Annotated in this window: 16 protein-coding genes and 1 tRNA gene; 4 read left to right on the forward strand and 13 right to left on the reverse strand. The window is 60.2% G+C overall.

The annotated features are described in order from the left end of the window. Window positions 1-437: 437 nt before the first annotated feature. Window positions 438-2,468 carry a bilirubin reductase, long form gene (gene bilR, locus ACTQV3_RS07490; protein WP_441536021.1) on the reverse strand — a complete coding sequence of 677 codons (2,031 nt, stop codon included), beginning with the start codon at window positions 2,466-2,468 and terminating at the stop codon, window positions 438-440. 1,103 nt (window positions 2,469-3,571) lie between these two features. Between bilR and ACTQV3_RS07495 the strand changes: the two genes are divergently transcribed. Beyond that, on the forward strand, window positions 3,572-3,802 hold the full coding sequence (locus ACTQV3_RS07495; RefSeq protein WP_441536022.1) for a hypothetical protein: 231 nt from the start codon (window positions 3,572-3,574) through the stop codon (window positions 3,800-3,802). Window positions 3,803-3,845: 43 nt separating this feature from the next. On the opposite strand, the gene ACTQV3_RS07500 is transcribed toward ACTQV3_RS07495, so the two are convergent. Together ACTQV3_RS07500 and ACTQV3_RS07505 are read right to left on the reverse strand one after the other, a co-directional pair. Continuing rightward, on the reverse strand, window positions 3,846-4,244 hold the full coding sequence (locus ACTQV3_RS07500; RefSeq protein ID WP_441536023.1) for a hypothetical protein: 399 nt from the start codon (window positions 4,242-4,244) through the stop codon (window positions 3,846-3,848). 10 nt (window positions 4,245-4,254) lie between these two features. Then, complete coding sequence (locus ACTQV3_RS07505; protein WP_441549815.1) at window positions 4,255-4,563, reverse strand: hypothetical protein; 309 nt, start codon at window positions 4,561-4,563, stop codon at window positions 4,255-4,257. Between the two features lie 202 nt (window positions 4,564-4,765). Here ACTQV3_RS07505 and ACTQV3_RS07510 point away from each other — a divergent pair, with 202 nt between their 5' ends. Beyond that, complete coding sequence (locus ACTQV3_RS07510; RefSeq protein WP_441536025.1) at window positions 4,766-5,515, forward strand: HNH endonuclease; 750 nt, start codon at window positions 4,766-4,768, stop codon at window positions 5,513-5,515. Window positions 5,516-5,535: 20 nt separating this feature from the next. Here the strand turns inward: ACTQV3_RS07510 and ACTQV3_RS07515 are convergent, their stop codons facing one another. From ACTQV3_RS07515 to ACTQV3_RS07530, 4 genes are all read right to left on the reverse strand, one after another. Beyond that, window positions 5,536-6,474 carry a restriction endonuclease gene (locus tag ACTQV3_RS07515; protein WP_441536026.1) on the reverse strand — a complete coding sequence of 313 codons (939 nt, stop codon included), beginning with the start codon at window positions 6,472-6,474 and terminating at the stop codon, window positions 5,536-5,538. Further along, window positions 6,452-7,435 (reverse strand): hypothetical protein, encoded by a 984-nt coding sequence (locus ACTQV3_RS07520; protein ID WP_441536027.1) that lies wholly within the window; start codon window positions 7,433-7,435, stop codon window positions 6,452-6,454. The genes ACTQV3_RS07515 and ACTQV3_RS07520 overlap by 23 nt, the downstream gene beginning before the upstream one ends. After that, window positions 7,368-10,145, reverse strand: coding sequence for a class I SAM-dependent DNA methyltransferase (locus ACTQV3_RS07525; RefSeq protein ID WP_441536028.1), 2,778 nt, complete (start codon window positions 10,143-10,145; stop codon window positions 7,368-7,370). The genes ACTQV3_RS07520 and ACTQV3_RS07525 overlap by 68 nt, the downstream gene beginning before the upstream one ends. Before the next feature lie 204 nt (window positions 10,146-10,349). After that, window positions 10,350-10,426 (reverse strand) — tRNA-Met (locus ACTQV3_RS07530). A gap of 197 nt (window positions 10,427-10,623) precedes the next feature. Here ACTQV3_RS07530 and ACTQV3_RS07535 point away from each other — a divergent pair. Then, window positions 10,624-11,397: a type III pantothenate kinase gene (locus ACTQV3_RS07535; protein ID WP_441068276.1), complete on the forward strand. Its 774-nt coding sequence runs from the start codon at window positions 10,624-10,626 to the stop codon at window positions 11,395-11,397. Window positions 11,398-11,506: 109 nt separating this feature from the next. Here the strand turns inward: ACTQV3_RS07535 and ACTQV3_RS07540 are convergent, their stop codons facing one another. From ACTQV3_RS07540 to ACTQV3_RS07555, 4 genes are all read right to left on the reverse strand, one after another. Beyond that, window positions 11,507-12,703: an ATP-binding protein gene (locus ACTQV3_RS07540; RefSeq protein WP_441549816.1), complete on the reverse strand. Its 1,197-nt coding sequence runs from the start codon at window positions 12,701-12,703 to the stop codon at window positions 11,507-11,509. A gap of 263 nt (window positions 12,704-12,966) precedes the next feature. After that, window positions 12,967-13,668, reverse strand: a complete 702-nt coding sequence (locus ACTQV3_RS07545) for a hypothetical protein (protein ID WP_441536030.1) — start codon at window positions 13,666-13,668, stop codon at window positions 12,967-12,969. Continuing rightward, on the reverse strand, window positions 13,669-15,405 hold the full coding sequence (gene folK / locus ACTQV3_RS07550) for a 2-amino-4-hydroxy-6-hydroxymethyldihydropteridine diphosphokinase (protein WP_441041490.1): 1,737 nt from the start codon (window positions 15,403-15,405) through the stop codon (window positions 13,669-13,671). Window positions 15,406-15,499: 94 nt separating this feature from the next. Further along, window positions 15,500-16,252 carry an NAD-dependent protein deacylase gene (locus ACTQV3_RS07555; RefSeq protein WP_441056409.1) on the reverse strand — a complete coding sequence of 251 codons (753 nt, stop codon included), beginning with the start codon at window positions 16,250-16,252 and terminating at the stop codon, window positions 15,500-15,502. Window positions 16,253-16,388: 136 nt separating this feature from the next. Between ACTQV3_RS07555 and ACTQV3_RS07560 the strand changes: the two genes are divergently transcribed. Continuing rightward, complete coding sequence (locus tag ACTQV3_RS07560) at window positions 16,389-17,207, forward strand: exodeoxyribonuclease III (RefSeq protein WP_154516667.1); 819 nt, start codon at window positions 16,389-16,391, stop codon at window positions 17,205-17,207. Window positions 17,208-17,742: 535 nt separating this feature from the next. Here the strand turns inward: ACTQV3_RS07560 and ACTQV3_RS07565 are convergent. Continuing rightward, window positions 17,743-18,456, reverse strand: coding sequence for a DUF6580 family putative transport protein (locus ACTQV3_RS07565; RefSeq protein WP_441536031.1), 714 nt, complete (start codon window positions 18,454-18,456; stop codon window positions 17,743-17,745). 4 nt (window positions 18,457-18,460) lie between these two features. Next, window positions 18,461-20,080, reverse strand: a complete 1,620-nt coding sequence (locus ACTQV3_RS07570) for an ABC transporter ATP-binding protein (protein WP_441536032.1) — start codon at window positions 20,078-20,080, stop codon at window positions 18,461-18,463. Window positions 20,081-20,092: the final 12 nt, after the last annotated feature.

Genomic DNA, 20,092 nt, shown 5'->3' on the forward strand with positions numbered 1-20,092 from the left:
GGACATGTCGAAGCTGGAGGAGATGGACGAGCTGAGGGGAAAGGCGGAGGGCTAGAAGAGGACGGGGCCGGAGACGGCTAAATCAATTTGCGAAAGAATCTTGACGGTACCACCAATTTACGACATTTCTTTATTGATTATTTACGCTGGTAACTAGCTCGCAGCTAATCGTCATTCGCTTGCCAGCAAAATTGGCATCTCTTTATGTCCTTTGGAATAGAGGATATAGTTATTAACCCCTCCTCCAATAATTTTGAGCAGCCTGCAAGGCAGTAGACGCCTCACTCCCCATGATTAGCGCGCATTGTCGTCCACCGGGGCAAAACAAAAAGGGCGGGACCTGCTGCGCTTGCAGGCCCCGCCCCGATTGACACCCGATGGGACGCGGCCGGGCGAGACAGATCCGTGCTACCGCCCCACCTGGCCGCGATGTTCAACTACAGCTCGTTGGCCGCGTGATATGCCGTGCGAATGGCGTTCGCAATGTCGGCGGTGCGCTCGCCCGAGCAGTCGCCCACACAGGTCACGGGCACCGTAACGCCATCCAAGTCAAACGCGTTGGCCTTGGAACCGACGGCCATCACCACGTAATCGCAGGCGATCTTCACCGGCTCCTCGGCGCCGTCATCGGCAGTGCGAATGGCCTCCACGCCCTCGTCGGTAATGGCGGTCAGACGGGTCTTAACATGCTGCTCCACGTTGTGCTCTGCAAAGTCGCTCATAATCAGTGGCAGAATGGTCTCGGACTCGCCTGCGGCAATCTTGTCGAGCATCTCCACGATCGCCACTTCGCAGCCGTGCTGCAGCAGGTACTCGGCAGTCTCGGTGCCCACCAGGCCACCGCCAATGACAGCGACGCGGCCCGTAAGCTCCACTTTGCCGGCCAGCACGTCCCAGCTCGAGACGACCTTCTTAGAATCGGCACCCGGAACGGGGATGACCACGTCGTGCGCGCCCACGGCCACAATCGCGGCGTCGGCGGCGTTGAGGTCCTCAGTAGTAGCGACGTGGTTGAGCTCAACCTTCACGCCCAGGCCGGGCAGAATCTTCTCGTAATACTCGACCGAGCGCATGATTTCGTCCTTGCGCGGAGGCGCGGCCGCCAGCACAATCTGGCCGCCCAGATGATCGCTCGCCTCGTAGACGGTCACGTCGTAGCCGCGCTTGGCCGCCACGCGCGCGGCCTCCAGACCGGCAATACCGCCGCCCACAACGGCGATCTTCTTGTCGCCCACGCCCGGCTTAATGGCGATGGTGGCCTCGTCGCCGTTCTCGGCATTGAGCACACACGAGATGTACCTGCGGTTTTGAATCGCATCGACGCAGCCCTTGTTGCAGTTGAGGCACTCGCGGATGGGTTCGCCCGTGGCGGCCTTCAGCGCAATGTCGGGGTCGCACATGAGCGAGCGGCCATAGGCGATGATATCGGCTGCGCCGTCTTCCAGGATCTTCTCGCCAGCCTCGACCGAGACAACACGGCCCACAGTTGCCACCGGCACGGAGACCAGGGCCTTGACGCGCTCGGCCACGGGCAGCGTCCAGTTGTAGGGCATGGCGCCCATGGACGGAATGGTGTCGCCCATATTGCCGGTGTGGTTGGCTTGTGCAACCTGGATCATATCGATGCCCGCGCCCTCGAGCAGCTTGGCGAACTCGCAGGCCTCGTCGGGCTGCAGGCCGCCCTTGCCACGCGGCGTGCCGTCGGGGTTCTCCATGATCACGGGGAGCTTATACTCCACCATCAGCTGCGGCGCGGCTTCCTTGATGGCAGCGACGACCTCCAGCGCGTAGCGAACGCGGTTCTCAAACGAGCCACCGTACTCGTCGGTTCGCTTGTTGAGGATCGAGGAGCACAGCGAGCCCACCAGGCGGTCGCCGTGGACCTCGATGGCGTCGATGCCGGCCTGCTGCGCGCGAGCGGCCGAGGCAGCGATGGCCTCCTTGATCTGGGCGAGCTGCTCTACGCTCGCCTCGTTCACAAAGTGCTGCATATCGTGGTGCAGCTTGGCGTATGCCTGTTTGCGGATCTCGTTGGACTCGGCCATCTTGGCGGCAAAGGTCTCCTCGTCGCCGGCGGCCTTGGCCTCCTGCGCAGCTTTGGCCGCAGCCATGGAGCCCATGACCATGCGGCCGACACCGGGCACGTCGTACTCGGGGTGGAACAGCTGCAGCGCGACCTTGGCACCGTGCTTGTGGACGGCGTCGGCCAGCGCCTTAAACGTGGGGATCTGGGCGTCGGTTGCCAGCTTGGGCGTGGGGCTTGCGGTCATGACGGGAGCGACGTCGCCGATGACGATGTAGCCCACGCCGCCACGGGCCAGACGCTCGTAAAAAGCCAGGCTGCGCTCGCCGATGGAACCGTCGCGCTCCTCATAGCCGGTGGTCAGCGGCGGGAACATAATGCGGTTCTTGAGCTCAAGGGGGCCAACCGTAATGGGCTGGAGCAGCTTGGACGCAGGTGCGGTCATGGACATTCCTCTCTTGTAGACGCGGCGGCGATGGTGCCGCGTAGTTGTTTAGAGGATATGGCATGGGGGTACAGCGGCACAACGAAAATCGGCGGATAGCAGGCAGCGGCAGGCGGATGGGGCGGGGCGGCCCGTCGGTTTGTCTCAATCTGTAACAGCTACCCAGCAAAACCGGGTCTTACTGTTACAGATCGAGATATTCCTCTCGACCCATCCTCAACAATCTAAATCTGTAACAGCTGGACCAACTTTTGACCCCTACCTGTTACAGATCGAGACAAGCGGCAGCGTTCCGTCGGAAAATCTCGATCTGTAACACCTACAGGCCAAAAACAACCCCAGATGTTACAGATCGAGACGAACAAACTCGGTCCGACCAAACATCTCAATCTGTAACATCTAGACCGACTTTTGGCCTCCACCTGTTACAGATCGAGACAAACCAATCTAGCCTGCCGAAAGATCTAAATCTGTAACAGTTACTCGGCAAAAACCGTCCCTCGTGTTACAGATTTAGACAAACGGGACCCAACCCACCGGCATATCTCGATCTGTAACACCTAGCCGCCCAAATCGGGTCTAGATGTTACAGATTGAGATTTTGTTTGAGAGGCCGAGAATTGGACCGAGAACACGGTCCCGGAAAAAAAAGCTCGCCGGCTAGGCCGACGAGCTGCAAGTTGGACGATGGGGTCGTACGCCCCGTCCTGCCTATAGAACCTCGGCACCGTCTTGGCGATTTCCTCGGTCATCAGCTGCTGCATGTCTTCCTCCGTTCCGGGCACGTGGCCCTCAACATCTCGCCCCTGTGGGCAAAGCCGAATGGTGACGCCGCGCGTCGTCGTCGGCTTTGCTCCCTGCAAAGCCGCACCGGAGCGAAGACGGGTCAAGGGAGGTCCATGACGACCTCCACCAACCGGAGCGGAGCGGAGGTTTGTGTGGGGTCTCATGGGCCCCCTTGACGCGGCGTAGCGGAGGTGCCACCCGGCCGCGAAGCCGTGGCCATACGGCGGCGTATGCCGTAAAACGTAAAACGCTGTTTATGCTGGCCCGGACAGCACCTGCTATCATCGCCTTTCTCGCATAGAGAGGATTGTTTCGGCATGGAAGAACGTCATGTCACGACGGGGGACAGGCCGAGCGAAGCCGCCCAGCGGCTCATGGACGGTATCGGGGTATTCTCCGAGATCGAGGATTATGGCAGAAGGATTGAAGTCCTCGCCGAGGCCATGTCGGTCGGGATCAGGATCGCGAACTACGAACTGCTCGCGGCATGCGGTGCGCTCCTCGCGGCGACGAGGAACCGGAGCGAGTGGACCGGAGCTTGGCTCTAGCCGACGTCACCCTCTGCGTTCCGCATGACGACCCAACCCGCGTTCACCGGACGCGCGTGTCGGCAGGCGGTGCGGAAACGTCGTTCTTCGAGCGGGTGTTCTCGAACGCCCAGACCCACCATCGCAGGCGGTCATCTGCCCCGTGAATGGGGTCCTCCCTGTGGAAGTGCTCCAGCATGAGCTGAGTGGTCCAGCCGCCGAAGCGCACCGTGTAGACCGCCGTCTGCGCGTCGTGGATGACCGCGCCGAAGGGGTCTATTCGAATGATTTGGTCGATCGTGAAGCCGCGGCCGTCCGGCCAGCAGACGCGGACAGGCACCGTCGTTCCGTCGGCGTTAGTGCGGGCGTAGACGTCTACGTACTGCTTATGGACGCGTCTGCCGGGCTTGTCGCCGTTGGCGCGAACGGTGATGCCACCGCCAAAGTCCTTTGTGTGGCCCATCACTCGGGCATCACCGCCATGCCGCCACCGCGCTCGACGAACCAGTCGCCGTGCTCCCACCAGACCGTTTTGCGCTGCCTCGCGATGCAGACGTCGTAACGCACATAGAGAGGTTACCGAAGATGGCGCGGCCGAACTCCTGGCGGGCGTAGATGCTCTCAACCTTCCAACTGCGGCCGTCCGGCCAGTGGATGGTGACGGGATCGGACGGGCCGTGGTCGGGGTCGTCCGCGCCGTTGGCGTCCACGGGGATGTAGATGCGCTGTGCATCGGTGGGTATGCCGCAGGTTCCCGCAAGCGAGTGCTTTTTCATGATCATGCGCGTACCCCCGAACATCCGTTTGTATCTCACGGGCTTCATTGTCGAACGAATGTTCTTGATTGTAAAGCGAACGTGGTGTGGGGGTTCGGTGTGCGGTGTCCGGACGGAGGGGCATGGATGTATCGCGTGGAAAGCGCCCGCGATCCGGAAGACCCGCGTCTTGGTATCATTTTGCAATCCTTGGGGAAGGAAAAATGCCATGACTCAGCTCTATGAGATAGACGGGTACCACTATATAGGCGACCTGACGCCCTATTTCGTTCTCGGCGTGCTGGCCATAGCCCTGGTCTGTGCAATCGCGGTCCTGGTTCGCAGGATTCTGGCGAGCCCCTTTAGGTATCCCTACTACGTGGCCCGCTTCGATGTGTCTGGCAGGCGCAACGTGAGGATCGAGGACTACATCGACCGTCACCTGATGGACCCGGCCGGTTGGGACGCCATCGTCGCCCATAGAGCATACATCCAGAACTGGAAGCACGAGCAAGAAGAGTATCTGAAAACCTGCCGGCTCCGCAGCCGGCGCGAGCGTCAGTACGCCGAGGCGGTCGACGATGACAGGGCCTTTAGGTTCATCACCCGCCGCGAACAGACGAGGTACAAGCAGGCCAACTACGTGAAGACGTCCTACAAGGTGTCGATGGATGATTCCGAGCTTGACGTGAACTGGGAGTGGATCGTCGAGCGCCGCATCCGCCTCGCCGCCATCAACGACGAGGCGACGCTCAGGGACTATCACGCCAAGAACCAGCGAAGGCTGATGACGAAGCAGCTGCGCGAGCAGATCGCCCGCCGGGACAACTACACCTGCCAGATATGCGGGAAATACATGCCGGACGGCGTGGGCCTGCACGTCGACCATATCGTGCCGGTCGCGAAGGGCGGCAAGACCGTTCCATCCAACCTGCAGGTGCTCTGCTCGAAATGCAACGGGCGGAAGGGCGCGCGGTAGCGGCGCGTTGCAGACACGCGCTATTCGTCGAAGAAATCGGTGTCAACGGCCTTGATCTCGTAGACCTGTCTCGTGCTCACGCCGACGCCGTAGTCGATCATGAGGCCGGCGAGCGCGGGGCCGTCGACGAGCACGACCGTCTGCCCCAGGAGGCCCTCAGCATATTTGCGGGCATCCTTGGAGAAGCGAGCCGTGGTGATGAAAAGGCCCTTCGATACGCCCTTTCCGGAAAGCGCCCCGACGAATGCCTGAACCTCCGGCCGTCCGACCGTCCTTTGCGGATCCCACCGCTTAGCCTGGTAGCAGATGGTTCCAAATCCGAGTCGGTCCTCACGGACGACGCCGTCTATCCCCTCGTCACCACTCTTTTTGGTGACGTCGGCACGGGAGTCCAGGCTCTCGCCGTAACCCATCGCCACGAGCAGCTTTCCGACCAGGTGCTCGAAGAAATACGGATCTTTTCCCATGATGATCGAAATGAGGTCGTCGGCGAGCGCGTCGCGAATCTCGCCGTAGGCAGACTCCATCGCCTCCTGAGGGGACTCCTGGTCCTCCAGCGTCGAAACGCCCTCGGGCTCTGAAGCGTTTTTGGCCTTGCTTGCGGCCTGATAGCCGTCTTTCCACTTCTTGAATGCCGTGCAGTTCTCATAGAGACCCTTGGCTGTAATGGGTCCGGGATAATCAGAGAGGTACGTCCTGCCGGCATCGGTGATACGGTAGGTTCCCTTCTTCTCGCCGTATTCCAGAAGCTTAGCCTTCTCCAAATCGGTGATACCCCAGTACACGCGGTTGTAGAGTCTCGACTGGCCGCTCTTGAGACGCTCGGCCCGTTCGTCATCGGTCATGTCGAATTCGATCGCCACGGCATCCTGGAGGTCGGTGCCTGCCAGATATCCATCGACATGCGCCAGCGCTTCAAGGACGGGCCGCATGGTCTCATGCCATTTGGGCATCGTCATCGCTCGTCATCCCCTTCATTTCGGCAAAATCAGTAAAAGAATCAACCGCCGCTGCGGTCAAGGGACCTGTCGCCTGCGGCAATGACCTGAGCTCCCCTGCGAGTCTCCTCGACCCGCCCTTGAGGCTGACGAACGTGAGGCCTCCCGAGATGAACCCGCCGACGACCGGAACGACTTTGCTCACCGCGTCGCCGAAACTGCTTTTGGTGATCTTGACGCCGATCCCGGCAAGGACCTTTTTGATAATCGGGTAGTAACTTGTCTGCATAAGCGCCTTGTTGGCGACCTTCTTGGCCACATTGGCCTGAACCGTTTTGGAAAACACCGTCAAGGCGGAGTTGGCACCGCTCACGCCGGCCATCACGGCCAGGAGAAGGGCGAAGGCCGCCAAGGTCTCATCGTCCATCTCGTCGCAATCGTCGATAAATGACTGCCAGCCGTAGAGATACGCCAGCTTCTGCATGATTCGAAAGGCGTGGACATAGTACTGCGTCACGTCCGCCGGGATCGTTCCGAGCATCGCGAGCCCGCCGGGCAATCCCGCGGAGAACGAAAGGACGGTCGATTTCTTCGTCTCGAAATCAATGACGTCCCTCGCGATGGAGTCGACAAGGTCAGAATCCATCCCGGCGGCGGCTGGGCTCGTTGAAATCGCGAGCTCTACCCGCTCGTCCGCAACGCCCCGCTTACGAAACTCTGAGCGGAGGAAATGGTCGCGCTCGATTGCCACGCCTTTCAGCCTCATAACCTTCTTGAGGAAGGCGACGGCATATCTTTGGGCTTCCTCCTCCTGTCGATCGGCCTCGGCCCTTAGATCTCCAATGCTCCCCTTCACGGAATCGGGTTCGGATGGTATCGTCTCCCCCTTCGGCTTTATGACGTTCCCCTTCACGCTACTCACCGACCTTCTCGGCATAAAGCTTGAATAGATGCGAAACAACCCTCTCTTCATCTCCGCCAAAATCAACGCCATAGGCAGATTCGACAGCAGCATCGAGCCGTGCATGAGCCTTCATGAGATCGGAGAAGAAGAGGGCTTTATCGGGGCTATACATGTCGGCAAGAGTTGCCCCGCGTTGAGCGTTTCTCGCCTCAAGCACATCCCTAGCACACTGGCGTATCTCATCCTTCTGACTCGCAGATGGAGAAGGCCAGACAAAATTGTTATAGACGATAGTGTTCGAGTATTGATAATCGCTCTTTAAGCGTCCAGCAACCTGCCTCATCCATGCGTTGTGAAACTGACTTGAGATGATTCCAAAATCATACAAATCCGCCTCTTCGACAAAAAAGAGCTTGTTTCCAGGAATAGTGCCGTTGGTTATGAATCCGACCGGAATGTATTTCCTCCGTCCGGAAGACACCTGTGGAACGGCCAGGAATGCGCCATCGGCAGGCGCTTTAACCTCATCGAACTCCCACGGGGCACAGGCTCTCTTTTGCGTGCCAGAACGCGGAGAAGCCAACCTTAGTTTGCGGATTTCATCGAACCGATCCCTTATTTCTTTGGGAAGTTTGGATAGCTCGGCTCCCGATAGTCCAGCAAACCACAAGCAATACCTGTTAATGCCCTTGATAAACTCAGATCCCATTGAAAATGGCCTAATGTACTGTTCGAGAGCAGGATATGAAGTCAGTAAACGATGTGCCTCAGCCTCATCGAGGGTTAAAAATCCCCAATCACCAGCGCCGCCACCTCGCGACATCTTCGGAACAGAGCAGAGGGGCTGCCTTCGCTTTTCGACAAAGACGTCCGGAGCATTCGAGAGGTAGCCGTTGATGTTGTCCGCTTTTGTTGCACCCGTTGAGCTAAACAGTAGAGGTTGCATATCGGGACTTTTAGAAAATCCGACAATGACAACATGGACATTCGCTTTATCAGATGCTTGGGAATCCCAAACGAACGTTTTATAGGCGAAATCGATATGAACGCCATTGTCGAACAGGGGCTTCCACAGGGGCTCAACCTGCTGTCCCTGGCAGATAGAGTTAGTTGAAACGAATGCACATCGAACACGATGCCCATCCATATATTCAGCCGCTTTCTTATGCCAGCATGCAACATAGTCGAGCAAACCAGCGGATTTGCCAAAAATCGCCTTCCTATCTTCCTTTTGAGCGTCTTCAAGGCGCGAACTGCCTATAAAAGGAGGATTTCCGAGCACATAATCGACCTCATCCGCTGATACGACGTCATTCCAGTCGATACGAAGGGCATTCGAGTTAACGATACCCTCATAGTCCGTGAGCGGAAGTTCCTGGTAGACGCGCTGCGTCACTTTTGCGGTGTCAGCGTCCGCCTGCTTCTCGGCGATCCAGAGAGCCGTGCGGGCAACGCAGCAAGCGAAATCCTCCAGCTCAATACCATGGAAGTTCTTTAGGTTGACCAGCACGTCGCGATCGCCGGAATCCTCAAAGCTGAATGACGTCTGCTCACCCTGGAGCTCGAAGAGGATGCGGTTCTCCAGCTGCCTCAGGCACAGGTAGCTCTCCGTCAGGAAGTTGCCTGACCCGGCAGCCGGGTCGAGGATAGAGACGCCACCGATCTTTTCATGCAGGTCCTTGAGCGCACGGGTCCTCGCACCGCCCGCGACGGGCTTGGCACGGGCCTCCTCGAACTCAGCCTTGAGGCCGTCGAGGAAGAGCGGGTCTATGACCTTGTGGATGTTTTCGGGGCTCGTGAAGTGCTGGCCGTTTGCGCGGCGGTGGTCGTGGGACAGCGCGCCCTCGAAGATGGAGCCGAAAACCGTGGGGCTCACGCCCGACCAGTCGAACTCCTGGCACCCCTCGACGATGAGCGTATGGCGGAAGTTCTCGGACAGGGGCGGTATCTCCGTCTTCTCGCGGAAAAGGCCGCCGTTCATATAGGGCAGCTTCTTCAACCAAGACCCGGCGTATTTGTCGCGTTCCTCGTCCTTGGTGTCGAGCCAGACGAACAGGTCCTTGAGGCCGTGCCTAAGGTCGTCCGCCGAGAAGTGCGAGACGTAGTCGCGAAAGGCGTTGGGGGCAATGAGCCCCGAGTCCTCACAGAACATGAGAAACATGAGACGCGTCATGAGCACGGAAAGCGCGTGGTGGTTCTCGGGCGTGTCGGGGTCATCGAACGCCTCGGCCACCTGCTCATGGAGCTTCGACATGATCTTGCCCGCCTCGACGGAAACGGCACGGGAGATCGTGGCCGGGGCCTCCGCGCCGCCCTTGAGGAACTGGATGGCGGCGAGGTTCTTGGGGAGCTCGGCAAGCGGCAACTTGAAGAGAGGCTCCCGGCAGAGCGAATCCCTCTCACGGTCAAAGACCCAGAAATCCGAGAAGTTGCAGGCGATGATATAGCGCGGCTGTTGCGAGAGGGGCATGCCCTGAGCGTAAGCGTTACCTTGCTTCGCAGGCGTCACCTTGCGTCCCTGGCGTGTCTCCTCCTTGGCAAGATCGATTCCCAGTGACTTCTGCTCGACAAGGGTTTTGGCCGACGGTATGAAGACGTCGATATACCCATCGTGCGTGCTTGCGTCGGTAGAAACGGGTTTCTCGAACTCAAGTCTCGAGACGGCATCCTCCACACCAAGGACGTTCTGATAGAAGTCGATCCAGAACCGCTGCGTGTCCTGGTTCTCATTTCCCTTGTTCGCCCACCTGCTTGCAAAAGCTTCTGCATCGGCTTTCTTTCCCGGCATACAGACCCTCACTTGATAGCCTTTTCCACTGAGAAAGATTCTACGGGTTCTTCACTTCTTTTTAGCTGGTTTTAGTTTTATTGGTATCCCTTTTGTCCTGGCGGTCGTTGCAATCTGCTCATATTCCGATCGGAAGTCTTCACCGCATCCTTTATCCAAAGAAAACAGCCCAGAGGAACAATGCCTCTGAGCTGCTAAAAGTCTTGGTCGCGGGGGCAGGATTTGAACCTACGACCTCCGGGTTATGAGCCCGGCGAGCTACCAGACTGCTCCACCCCGCAATGTCTGGGCGCCTCATGTGCGCAAGAAAGAATATTACTCGGGAGTTCGGTGGACGGCAAGGAAACTCTCGTAGAGCATAATTCCTTCATATTTAAAACCCCTCAGCCCATATCACCGTAAACGAATCGCAGCCGAGCGCCGTCGACAGCACGTATACAATGGTGCGCGTCCTTTTATGCCGAAACCGGGAGTAGACATGCTGCTCGCTATCGATATGGGAAACACGCAGACGGCCATGGGCCTGTTTGACGGAGACGAGCTGGTGCAGTCGTGGCGCATGCCCACCGACCGCTCCTATACCGCCGACGAGATCCACGTGCGCCTGATGGGTTTTTTTAAGATGTACGGCCTTTCGCTCGACGCGGTCGATGCTATCGCCTTTGCGGGCGTGGTGCCGCAGCTCTCGCGTGAATGGCATGCCGTGGCCGACCGCATTGCCGCAGACGCCATCGTCATTGGGCCGCAGACGGCCGCCGTGACCAAGCTGCGCGCGGCGCGTCCCCAGGCCGTAGGTGCCGACCGCGTTTCCAACGCCGTTGCGGCCGAGACTTTCTACGGCGCGCCGGCAATCGTGGTGGACTTTGGCACCGCAACCAATATCGACGTCATCGATGAGGACGGTTATTACATTGGCGGAGCGATCGCGCCGGGCATCCGCATCTCCATGGATGCGCTTGCCGCCCGCGCCGCCAAGCTCGCCAGCGTGCCGCTCGAGGCGCCCGAGCACGCCATCGGCCGCGATACCGAGGAGTGCATCAAGGTCGGCGCCGTGGTGGGCACCGCCGCTATGGCCGAAGGCCTGGTCGCGCGCATGAAGCGCGAGCTGGGCCGCGAGGATGCCACCGTTATCGCCACGGGAGGCCTCGCCGGCATCGTCGCCGATTCGACCGATGCCTTCGACGTGGTCGATGGACAGCTCACCATTAAGGGTATCTGCGAAATCTACCGCCGCATGCAGGAGCTGGGATAGGGCAGGAGCTTAAGTCGAGCACGAGCGCGAGCGGCGAACTAGGCAACGCTTCGAGCCTATTCCTCAAAAACGAAAAATTTTCAGTTTTGAGGAATAGGCTCGATGCACGCTACGCCTCGCCGCACAGCCACCTCGCCAGGTCCACGATCTGCACTCCGTCGCGGTCCGTGGCCTCGTGATGCGTGCGGGCGAGAATCATCTTGGGGTACGCGTCGCCAATGCTCAGCAGTGGTGAAATCTCGCGTTCAAATGTCTTATCCGAGCTGATGTCGTCGCTCACCTGAATGTAGAGCTTCTCGCTTCGCTTGATTGCTACAAAGTCAATTTCCTTTTTATAGAGTACGCCGACGTATACCTCATATCCGCGGCGCAGCAGCTCGATGGCCACTATGTTCTCGTACACGCGACCCCAGTCCATATCGCGTGTACCGAGCAGCGCGTATTTGAACGCGTGGTCTGCCAGGTAATACTTCTCGCCGCTCTTAAGGTATTTCTTGCCGCGAATGTCATATCGACGAACTTTATAGAAGGCAAACGCATCGCACAGGTACCCCATGTACGCACCGACCGTCTTGTTCGTAATCTTTAGCCCATCCGCATTTAATGCATCGGTAATGTTGCGTGCCGACGTAATGTTGGAAACGTTGTCCATCATGTAATCGGCAATGCGCAGCAGCGCCGATTCGTTTCTCACGTTATGCCGTTGCACGATATCTCTCACAATGAGCGTCTTAAAGACGTTGGAGAGATATTGATAGCGCTGCTCCTGCAGTGGATAAGGGTAAGAGCCAGACATACCGCCGGTTCTCGCGTACTCATCGAAGTCACGGTCGACCTCGCCCTCGTCGCCATAGAGACGATACTCCTCAAACGAGAATGGGAAAACCTCGATCTCGAACGTGCGCCCCGTAAAGAGCGTCGACAGATCGCTCGACAGCAAAAAGGCATTCGATCCGGTAATGAAGATGTCATAATGCTCGGATGCGTGAAGGCTGTTGATCGCACGCTCAAAACCTTCGCACATCTGAACCTCATCGATAAGCAGAACGTTTTGTTTGCCGGGCACCCGATGATCTTTTACATAAGCGAGCAACGCGTGATACTCGAGCAGGTTCTCGAACTCATCGAGGTTGTAGTTGATATGGATGACATTCGAATTAGGCAGATTTGCCTCCACGTAATCGCGGAGGGCCTCGAGCAATTTTGATTTACCGCTGCGGCGGATGCCCGTGATGACCTTGATATCCGGCACGCCAATAAGACTCGTCAACGTGTCCATATATGACGCTCTATTGATGAGTTTCATCGGGGCCTCCTCGCGGTCTTTTATCTCTATTCCTCAAAAACGAAAATTTTTCAGTTTTGAGGAATAGGCTCTATAGCGAATATACCTCGCGAAAGGCCGAGCTGCCTTAATCCTATTCCTCAAAAACGAAAATTTTTCAGTTTTGAGGAATAGGGCCGCGATGCCACCCTGTAGTCGCGCAAAGACCCTCCCCGGCAGAGGCAGTTCACTCTGCCGGGGAGGGTCTTGTTGTCATCATTATCTTTGAGCGCGGACATCTCGCGTTACAGCCCGCGAATCCGTACGGCCTCGGGCGGAAACTCCTGCTCGCCGGCATCGGTCTTGATGGTCGCGCGACCCCAGATGTCCAGGCCCGCAAACACACCAACCGCAAGCGGCAAGCCGTTGGGCGACACCGCCGCAACCTGGCGGCCCAGCAGCGGCACCATGTCGAAGTACTCGCCCAGCACGGGAGCCAGCGGGCCGGCGGCGCCCTGCGGCGTGTTGGCGACAACCGCCCAGGCGTCCACGCGGGCCAGCACGGCGGTAGTCAGCGCTTCGACCAGCGCTTCATCGGTCACATCCACGCCAAGTTCGCCCAGCGCCGCGCGCTCAATATCCACCGTCACGGCACCGAACATACCCGCGGCACCGGCGCCACCGTTGACGGCGACGCGTGCAAACGACGTCTCAAACGCGGGCGCGCCGTACACGATATCGCTCGGCCACTGAATGCCCACCTTACCGGCAAGACCCAGCCCCGGCGTCGATGCCGTTCCCGCGAGCGCGTCCATCATGCCCATCGCCGCCACAAACGGCAGGCCATGGAAGGCGTGCATATTCACATCCGGGCGCACGACCAGCGAAAACGTCAACGACGCCTCGCCCACGCTCCAAGCGCACCAGCCCGCGGGCACACCCTCGCGACCCGCGTCACGTGCCGCGTCGAGCTCGGTACCGGCGGCAACAGCATTCATCTCAATCATCTACATACGCCCCAATTCGCCCACGATATGGCCCACGCGATCCTCGGGCTCCTTGACCTCTACACCGTTGTAGCGGAAGAACCGCGCCGGGTCGTGCATCAGGTCCTCGAGCGGCACCAGCACAAAGTCGCGTTCGCCAATGAGCGGATGCGGCAGGCGCAGCTTTTTGCCGCCATGGGTCTCGCCATCCATCCACAGCAGGTCCAGGTCGATGGTGCGCGGGCCGTTGACCTTGGCCTTCTTGGATCGGTCGCGCCCCAGCTCGGCCTCGATCTTCATAAGCTCGTCGAGCAGCACCAGCGGCGCCAGCTCGGTCTTGATCTCGATGACAGCGTTGGCAAACGCGTCCTGGCGCGTCTCGTAGGCCGGCTCGCTCTCGTAGATGCGCGAGCAGTTGGACACACAGGTGAGCGGAATCTCGGCGATCATGTCGCGCGCGGCGCGGATGTTGTCGCAACGATGCCCCAGGTTGGAGCCCACGGCCACAAACGCGCGACGCGGCTGCGGCTTGGCAACAGCCCAGTAGCCGTTCAGGAACTGCGCAAAGCCGGTGACATCGTGCACGCGCACGATGTTGGCACCGGCCTGGATAGCGCCCAGGCACACGCCAAAGGTGGCGGCATCGCGCTCGGCGGCCTCGGTCACGCCCGAGACGGCGCCCACAAAGCGCTTGCGCGACACGGCGCACATGAGCGGATAGCCCAGCGACGCCATCTTGGCGGTCTCGCGCTGGATGACGATGTCTTCGTTGGCCGTCTTGCCAAAACCCGGACCCGGATCGATGCAGATACGGTCGCGTGACACGCCGGCGTGGATGAGCGCGCGGGCCTGATCGGACAGAAAGCCCATGACGCGGCGCATGATGGGCGCCGAATCGGGCAGGGTAAAGCGGCGAAGCTGCGAGGTGGGCACATAAGCCTCCTCGCGGCGGGCGCTGCGGCGCATCATGGCGGCCAAGTGATCGCTGGGCTCCGGCGCGGGCTCAGGGGTCGCGGCGGCCTCGGCGGCAGGGGCAGCCTGCTCGGCGGCCGGCGTCTCCTGCTTCTGCTCGCCCGTTGGCCCGGGCGCTGGCTCCGGATCGCCAAACGGCAGCGAGGGCTGCACCACGCCACCCGGCAGTTTGGCCTCCGTCTTGGGCTCGCCCAGCAGCTTGCCGCGACGACGGCGGGCGGGCTTCTCGGCCTCGCGCGCGGCCTCGGCAGCCGCCTCGCGCGCCTTCTCGGCAACAAACGCCGCGGCAGAGGTATCGAGCTGCACCGTTGCATGCGTGCGAGCGGGCGCGGCGACCTCGCCGGCGTGCATCACGATGACGCCGCAGGTGCTCGTCGCGACAAACTCGACCATCTTGGGGTCGGTGAAGCCGGTCACGTCGTTGACGATCGAGGCACCGCAGCGCACGGCTGCCTTGGCAACCGCCACATGACGCGTGTCGATCGAGACGATGGCGCCCTCTTTGGCAAGCGCACGCACCACGGGCAGCACGCGACGCGCTTCCTCATCGGGATTGACCGGGGTAAAGCCGGGGCGCCACGTCGACGTGGACTCGCCGCCCACGTCGATGATGTCGGCGCCGGCATCGAGCATCGCCAGGCCGTACTCGATAGCGGCATCCTGGTCAAAGTGCTCACCGCCGTCGCTAAAAGAATCGGGCGTCACGTTGAGGACGCCCATGATGCGCGGACGGTCAAAGCTGAGCTCGTACTTTCCGCACCGCCATGTCTTGCTGTCGTTCGCCATGAACATCCTCCTAAAATGCCCGCGCCGCCACGCTCGGGCGCAGGCGGCGGGGTCGCTTTGCAATTAGTCTTTCTATTGTATCCGCGCGCGCGGGCTAGAACGCAAACGCGGCAGCGATGTCGCAAGAAATCAGCAGGTCGGCATTTGCATCCTGATCGGTGGGAGCAAGATTGCATATGGCCAGCGTATCGCCGGTAAAGTATCGCGTAAGACCCGCCGCCGGATACACCACGAGCGAGGTCCCGCCCACAATGAGGGCATCGGCCGCGGCAATGGCGGCAACGGCGTCGGTCAGCACATGCTCGTCGAGCGGCTCCTCGTAGAGCACCACATCGGGCTTAATGCGCCCGCCGCACGCGGGGCACACGGGCACACCCGCGGCGTCCTCGTGCCCGCGGGCGCAAATCCACTCGGCGCTATAGACCGCGCCGCACGACTGGCAAATGTTGCGATGGACCGATCCGTGCAGCTCGAACACGCGCTGAGAGCCTGCCATCTGATGCAGACCGTCGATATTTTGCGTCACAACGGCATTTAGTTTGCCGGCACGCTCCAGCTCGGCCAGCTTGGTGTGGCAGCGGTTGGGCTTGGCGCCAAGTGAGATCATCTTGGTGCGGTAGAAGTCGAAGAACTCGGCCGGATGCGCCTCGTAAAAGCTATGCGAGAGCATGGTCTCGGGAGGGTAGGCAAACTGTTGGTGATATAGGCCGTCCACGCTGCGGAAATCGGGAATGCCACTCGCCGTGGAAACACCGGCGCCGCCAAAGAAGACCACACGCTTGTGGGTACCAAACAGCTCCGCCAGTGCGGCGGAGGCCCGCTTGGGATCCGATATCGCCTGCGTCATATGAGTCCTCCGTCCTTGTTGGTCGGGCAGCGTCGGGCGACATCCCAGCATGCGGCCTTTGAGTCAGCACGCGCGGAGCCCACCACCGCCCCTTTTGCGCTAATCTTAAGCCTGCAAACCCCGTCGAAAGGACACCATGCCTCAGACTTACACTTTCGCCTCGTGGAACGTCAACGGTCTGCGCGCCGTGCTCAAAAAGGACCCGAGCTTTATCCAGATCGCACAGGAGCTCAATGTCGATATCCTGGCGCTGCAAGAGACCAAGCTGCAGGAGGGCCAGGCCGATATCGACCTGCCCGGTTATCACCAAACCTGGAGCTACGCCGAACGTAAAGGCTATTCGGGTACTGCGGTCTTTAGCCGCCAGGAACCGCTGCGCGTGCTGCGCGCCGATGCGCTGCTGCCTTACGCCGGCGAGGGCGCGGCAGCCGAGCTCGTGGCGCAGGCCGCGACCGAGGGCCGCGTCTGCGCGCTCGAGTTCGACAAGTTTTGGTTTGTGGACGTCTATACGCCCAACGCCCAAAATGAGCTCGCGCGCATCGATGTGCGCATGGCCTGGGACGATGCCTATCGCGGCTTTTTGGCGGGACTCGAGCGCGAGACCGGCAAGCCCGTGGTGACCTGCGGCGACTTTAACGTCGCGCACGAGGAGATCGACCTCAAGAACCCCAAGTCCAACCGCGGCAACGCAGGCTTTTCGGACGAGGAGCGCGGTAAGTTTACCGAGCTGCTCGACGCCGGGTTTACCGATACCTGGCGCGCGGCAAATCCCGACGTCGAGGGCGTCTACAGCTGGTGGAGCTACCGCTTTAATGCCCGCAAGAACAACGCGGGCTGGCGCATCGATTACTTCCTGGTGAGCGACGCCATCGCCGGCAACGTGCGCGACACCGGCATCCGCGGCGACATCTTTGGCAGCGACCACTGCCCCGTCACCCTCACCCTAGAGCTCTAGCACCAGCCGACCCCTCGGGGACGAAGCAAAACGGATCATTTTCACCTCGCGAGGGAATCCACGCGGCACACCCGCCACGAAACTGCCCCATCTACTACGTTTAAGCCACTACCCTCAACCACGGCGAACAACGCAAAAAGAAAACCGCAGGTAGAAAGCCTGCGGTTTTTCATAAAACGCGGTCATGGTCGAGGGTATCAAGCTAAACGTAGTAGATGGGCCAGTTTCGTGGCAAGCGCCGTCAACTGATTCCCTGGGGACGTCTGGGGGCGGAAGAAAACGGATCAATTTGGCTCTCTAAGGGCCACGACGCCCATCATGTCAGCCGGCCATTCCAAAACTATGCCGGTTTACGGGGCTGAATCGCAAATCCCCAACCAAACGCAATTCAAGCAAAATAAAACCGCAGGTAGACGGATCGTCTATTTTCGGAAAAAGCCGGCATGGTCTGCCTGTGCCAATCTAGCCCCGTAAACCGGCATAGTTTTAAAATGGCACTTCGACAGTATTGATTCTCGCCCCGGCGCAACCGCCACTACAGCCCGTATTTCACGACGACACGGTTAATGCGACGACACCAAGGTTTGTAGAGAGCGGCCAAGAACACGCAGGTCGCAAGGCCGTGTGTGATATCGAACGGTACCGCCGTGGCAAGACGCGCCACGGCGCCCGCCCACGTGAGCGGTTGCACAAAACCGATGATGTCGTAGGCGTTAATCACGGCGCCATAGAGCAGGCCCGACGCAAAGCCGTACGCCATCAGCGCCGGCATGCGCACGGTTCCATCGGCACGGTCGAACGCACCCGCATGCGCCAGCGCGCCGCCAACATAGCCGACCAGACCCCAGGCATACATCTGCCACGGTGTCCACATGCCCTGCCCAAAAAAGAAATTGCTGGTCAGCGTCGCCAGCACACCGACCATAAAGCCGTTACGACGACCGAGCGTCGCCCCGGCGATAATGGCGATGGCGCTCACGGGTTTAAAGTCTGGAATGGGGCCAAACAAGATACGCCCCGCCGCGGCCAACGCCGCCAGAACCAGCGTGGGCATAATCTGGCGCAGGCCCGGTCGCGACGCCTCGTAGCCCGCAAAGAACAGCGCGAGCACCAGCGCCACCACGACAAGCATGGCAAGCGCCGCCTGCTCAACGCCTGCCAGCAACGCCGAGGCCATTACCGCTGGCACCGCCAGCAGCAGTGGGATCTCCAGTTTTGCGAGTATGCGCAAGACGCGATAATCCGCCATCCCATCACGCCCTATAAAACACATTGTCGGCAAAAAAGTCGGCGGGCGGCTCCATGCAGGCAATCTCACCGTCGAACATCATGGCAATGTCATCGGTAACCTGCTCGGCAAAACCCAGATCGTGCGTTGCCATGATGACGGTACCGCCGGCCTCCGCATGGTCGCGCAGGGCGCGGGCGATGATGCGACGGCTGGCCAGGTCCAGACCCTTGGTGGGCTCATCGAGCAATAGCAGCTCGGGGCCGATCAACAGCAGCTTTGCCAACGCAAGCAGCTGGCGCTGCCCGCCCGAAAGATCGTACGGATGGCGCCCATCCAAGCCGGACAATCCCAGACTCGTCGCGCGCTCTCGCGCCATAGCCTCGTCATATCCGCAGGTCGAAGCCCATTCCATCAGCTCCTCGCGCACCGTCTCGGCAACCAGCAGCGCCTTGGGATTCTGAGGCAGCAGTGCCGCCGAGTCCGCCCCGCGCTCCATATGCCCACGCTGCAACTTGACCGTCTTGGCCAGCACCGAAAGCATTGTCGACTTACCGCAGCCGTTACCGCCCACAACAGCATGCACCGCGCCTGCCGAAAACGACGCATCGAGCCCGCGCAGCACCCAGCCGGACGCTCGATCGTAGCGAAACCAGCCCCCTGCCAGGGTGGTAGCCGACCCAGCGTGCATTTTTGGGAGTATTCGGCATCCACCGGCGCACGACGGCGCCCCCGAGTCGTCTTGCGACAGGATTTGCGCCTCAAATTCAGCCGATTTATCCGATTTCGGTCTTTTTTTTGCGCCCGGAGCGCCCACGCGCGGGTCCAAATAGCCCGGCCGGCCACTGGCGCTGCTGAAAACTCCGTTTTTTGCACGCCACGAGCCACCCCACCCTGGCACCTCGCCAGAAAACAGCTCTTCGCGATGCCCCAAGGAGGCGATATCGGCGACCTCGCATACGCGCCCGCCCTCAATCCGATACGCGCACGTCGCGTATTCAAGCATCGGGCGCGGCTGGTGCGTTGCCACAACAACCGTGCAGCCCAGCTCGCGATTCACGCGAAACAGCGCATGCAGAAAATTTTTCTCGGCAACGGGATCCAGTTGGGACGTGGGCTCGTCGAGCAGCAGCACGCGAGGGCGCAACGCCAGCACGGCTGCCAGCGACAGCAGCTGCTTGCGTCCGCCCGAAAGCGTATCGGTATCGCGGTGGAGCCAATCCTCCACCCCAAAGAAATAACTGGTCTCGGCCACGCGACGGCGCATCTCGTCGCGCGACATGCCTAAGTTTTCCAGGCCAAACGCCATCTCGTGCCACACGGTTTCGCACACAATCTGGTTCTCGGGGTCCTGAAACACATAGCCCACGCGCTCCGCGGACGCGCGAGCGTCCATGTCGGCAACGCTTTCGCCCAGCATGCGCAGCTCGCCGGAGCGTTCGCCCGCCGGCGAAATCTCGGGCTTGAGCAACGAGAGTAATGTCGACTTGCCCGACCCGGTACCACCGACAAGCAACGCAAACGTCCCTTGGGGAACACGCCAATCGAGCTCCTCGAACACCGGCACTTCGGCCCCGGGGTAGGCAAAGCGCAGGCCCCGCACTTCAATCGCCGGCATATCCGAGCCGCACACCGCGTCCGCCATGATGCTCCCGTC

The organism is Collinsella sp. LCP19S3_A7, assembly GCF_052121995.1.
Lineage (GTDB): Bacteria > Actinomycetota > Coriobacteriia > Coriobacteriales > Coriobacteriaceae > Collinsella.

Bases quoted from the DNA above. Each gene is read 5' to 3' on its own strand.
- ACTQV3_RS07565 (WP_441536031.1), bottom strand. From the start codon at position 18,456: ATGGCGGATTATCGCGTCTTGCGCATACTCGCAAAACTGGAGATCCCA.
- ACTQV3_RS07515 (WP_441536026.1), bottom strand. From the start codon at position 6,474: ATGACGATGCCCAAATGGCATGAGACCATGCGGCCCGTCCTTGAAGCG.
- ACTQV3_RS07495 (WP_441536022.1), top strand. From the start codon at position 3,572: ATGGAAGAACGTCATGTCACGACGGGGGACAGGCCGAGCGAAGCCGCC.
- ACTQV3_RS07500 (WP_441536023.1), bottom strand. From the start codon at position 4,244: ATGGGCCACACAAAGGACTTTGGCGGTGGCATCACCGTTCGCGCCAAC.
- ACTQV3_RS07505 (WP_441549815.1), bottom strand. From the start codon at position 4,563: ATGATCATGAAAAAGCACTCGCTTGCGGGAACCTGCGGCATACCCACC.
- ACTQV3_RS07525 (WP_441536028.1), bottom strand. From the start codon at position 10,145: ATGCCGGGAAAGAAAGCCGATGCAGAAGCTTTTGCAAGCAGGTGGGCG.
- ACTQV3_RS07540 (WP_441549816.1), bottom strand. From the start codon at position 12,703: ATGAAACTCATCAATAGAGCGTCATATATGGACACGTTGACGAGTCTT.
- ACTQV3_RS07560 (WP_154516667.1), top strand. From the start codon at position 16,389: ATGCCTCAGACTTACACTTTCGCCTCGTGGAACGTCAACGGTCTGCGC.
- ACTQV3_RS07555 (WP_441056409.1), bottom strand. From the start codon at position 16,252: ATGACGCAGGCGATATCGGATCCCAAGCGGGCCTCCGCCGCACTGGCG.
- ACTQV3_RS07545 (WP_441536030.1), bottom strand. From the start codon at position 13,668: ATGATTGAGATGAATGCTGTTGCCGCCGGTACCGAGCTCGACGCGGCA.
- folK (WP_441041490.1), bottom strand. From the start codon at position 15,405: ATGGCGAACGACAGCAAGACATGGCGGTGCGGAAAGTACGAGCTCAGC.
- ACTQV3_RS07510 (WP_441536025.1), top strand. From the start codon at position 4,766: ATGACTCAGCTCTATGAGATAGACGGGTACCACTATATAGGCGACCTG.
- ACTQV3_RS07535 (WP_441068276.1), top strand. From the start codon at position 10,624: ATGCTGCTCGCTATCGATATGGGAAACACGCAGACGGCCATGGGCCTG.
- ACTQV3_RS07570 (WP_441536032.1), bottom strand. From the start codon at position 20,080: ATGGCGGACGCGGTGTGCGGCTCGGATATGCCGGCGATTGAAGTGCGG.
- bilR (WP_441536021.1), bottom strand. From the start codon at position 2,468: ATGACCGCACCTGCGTCCAAGCTGCTCCAGCCCATTACGGTTGGCCCC.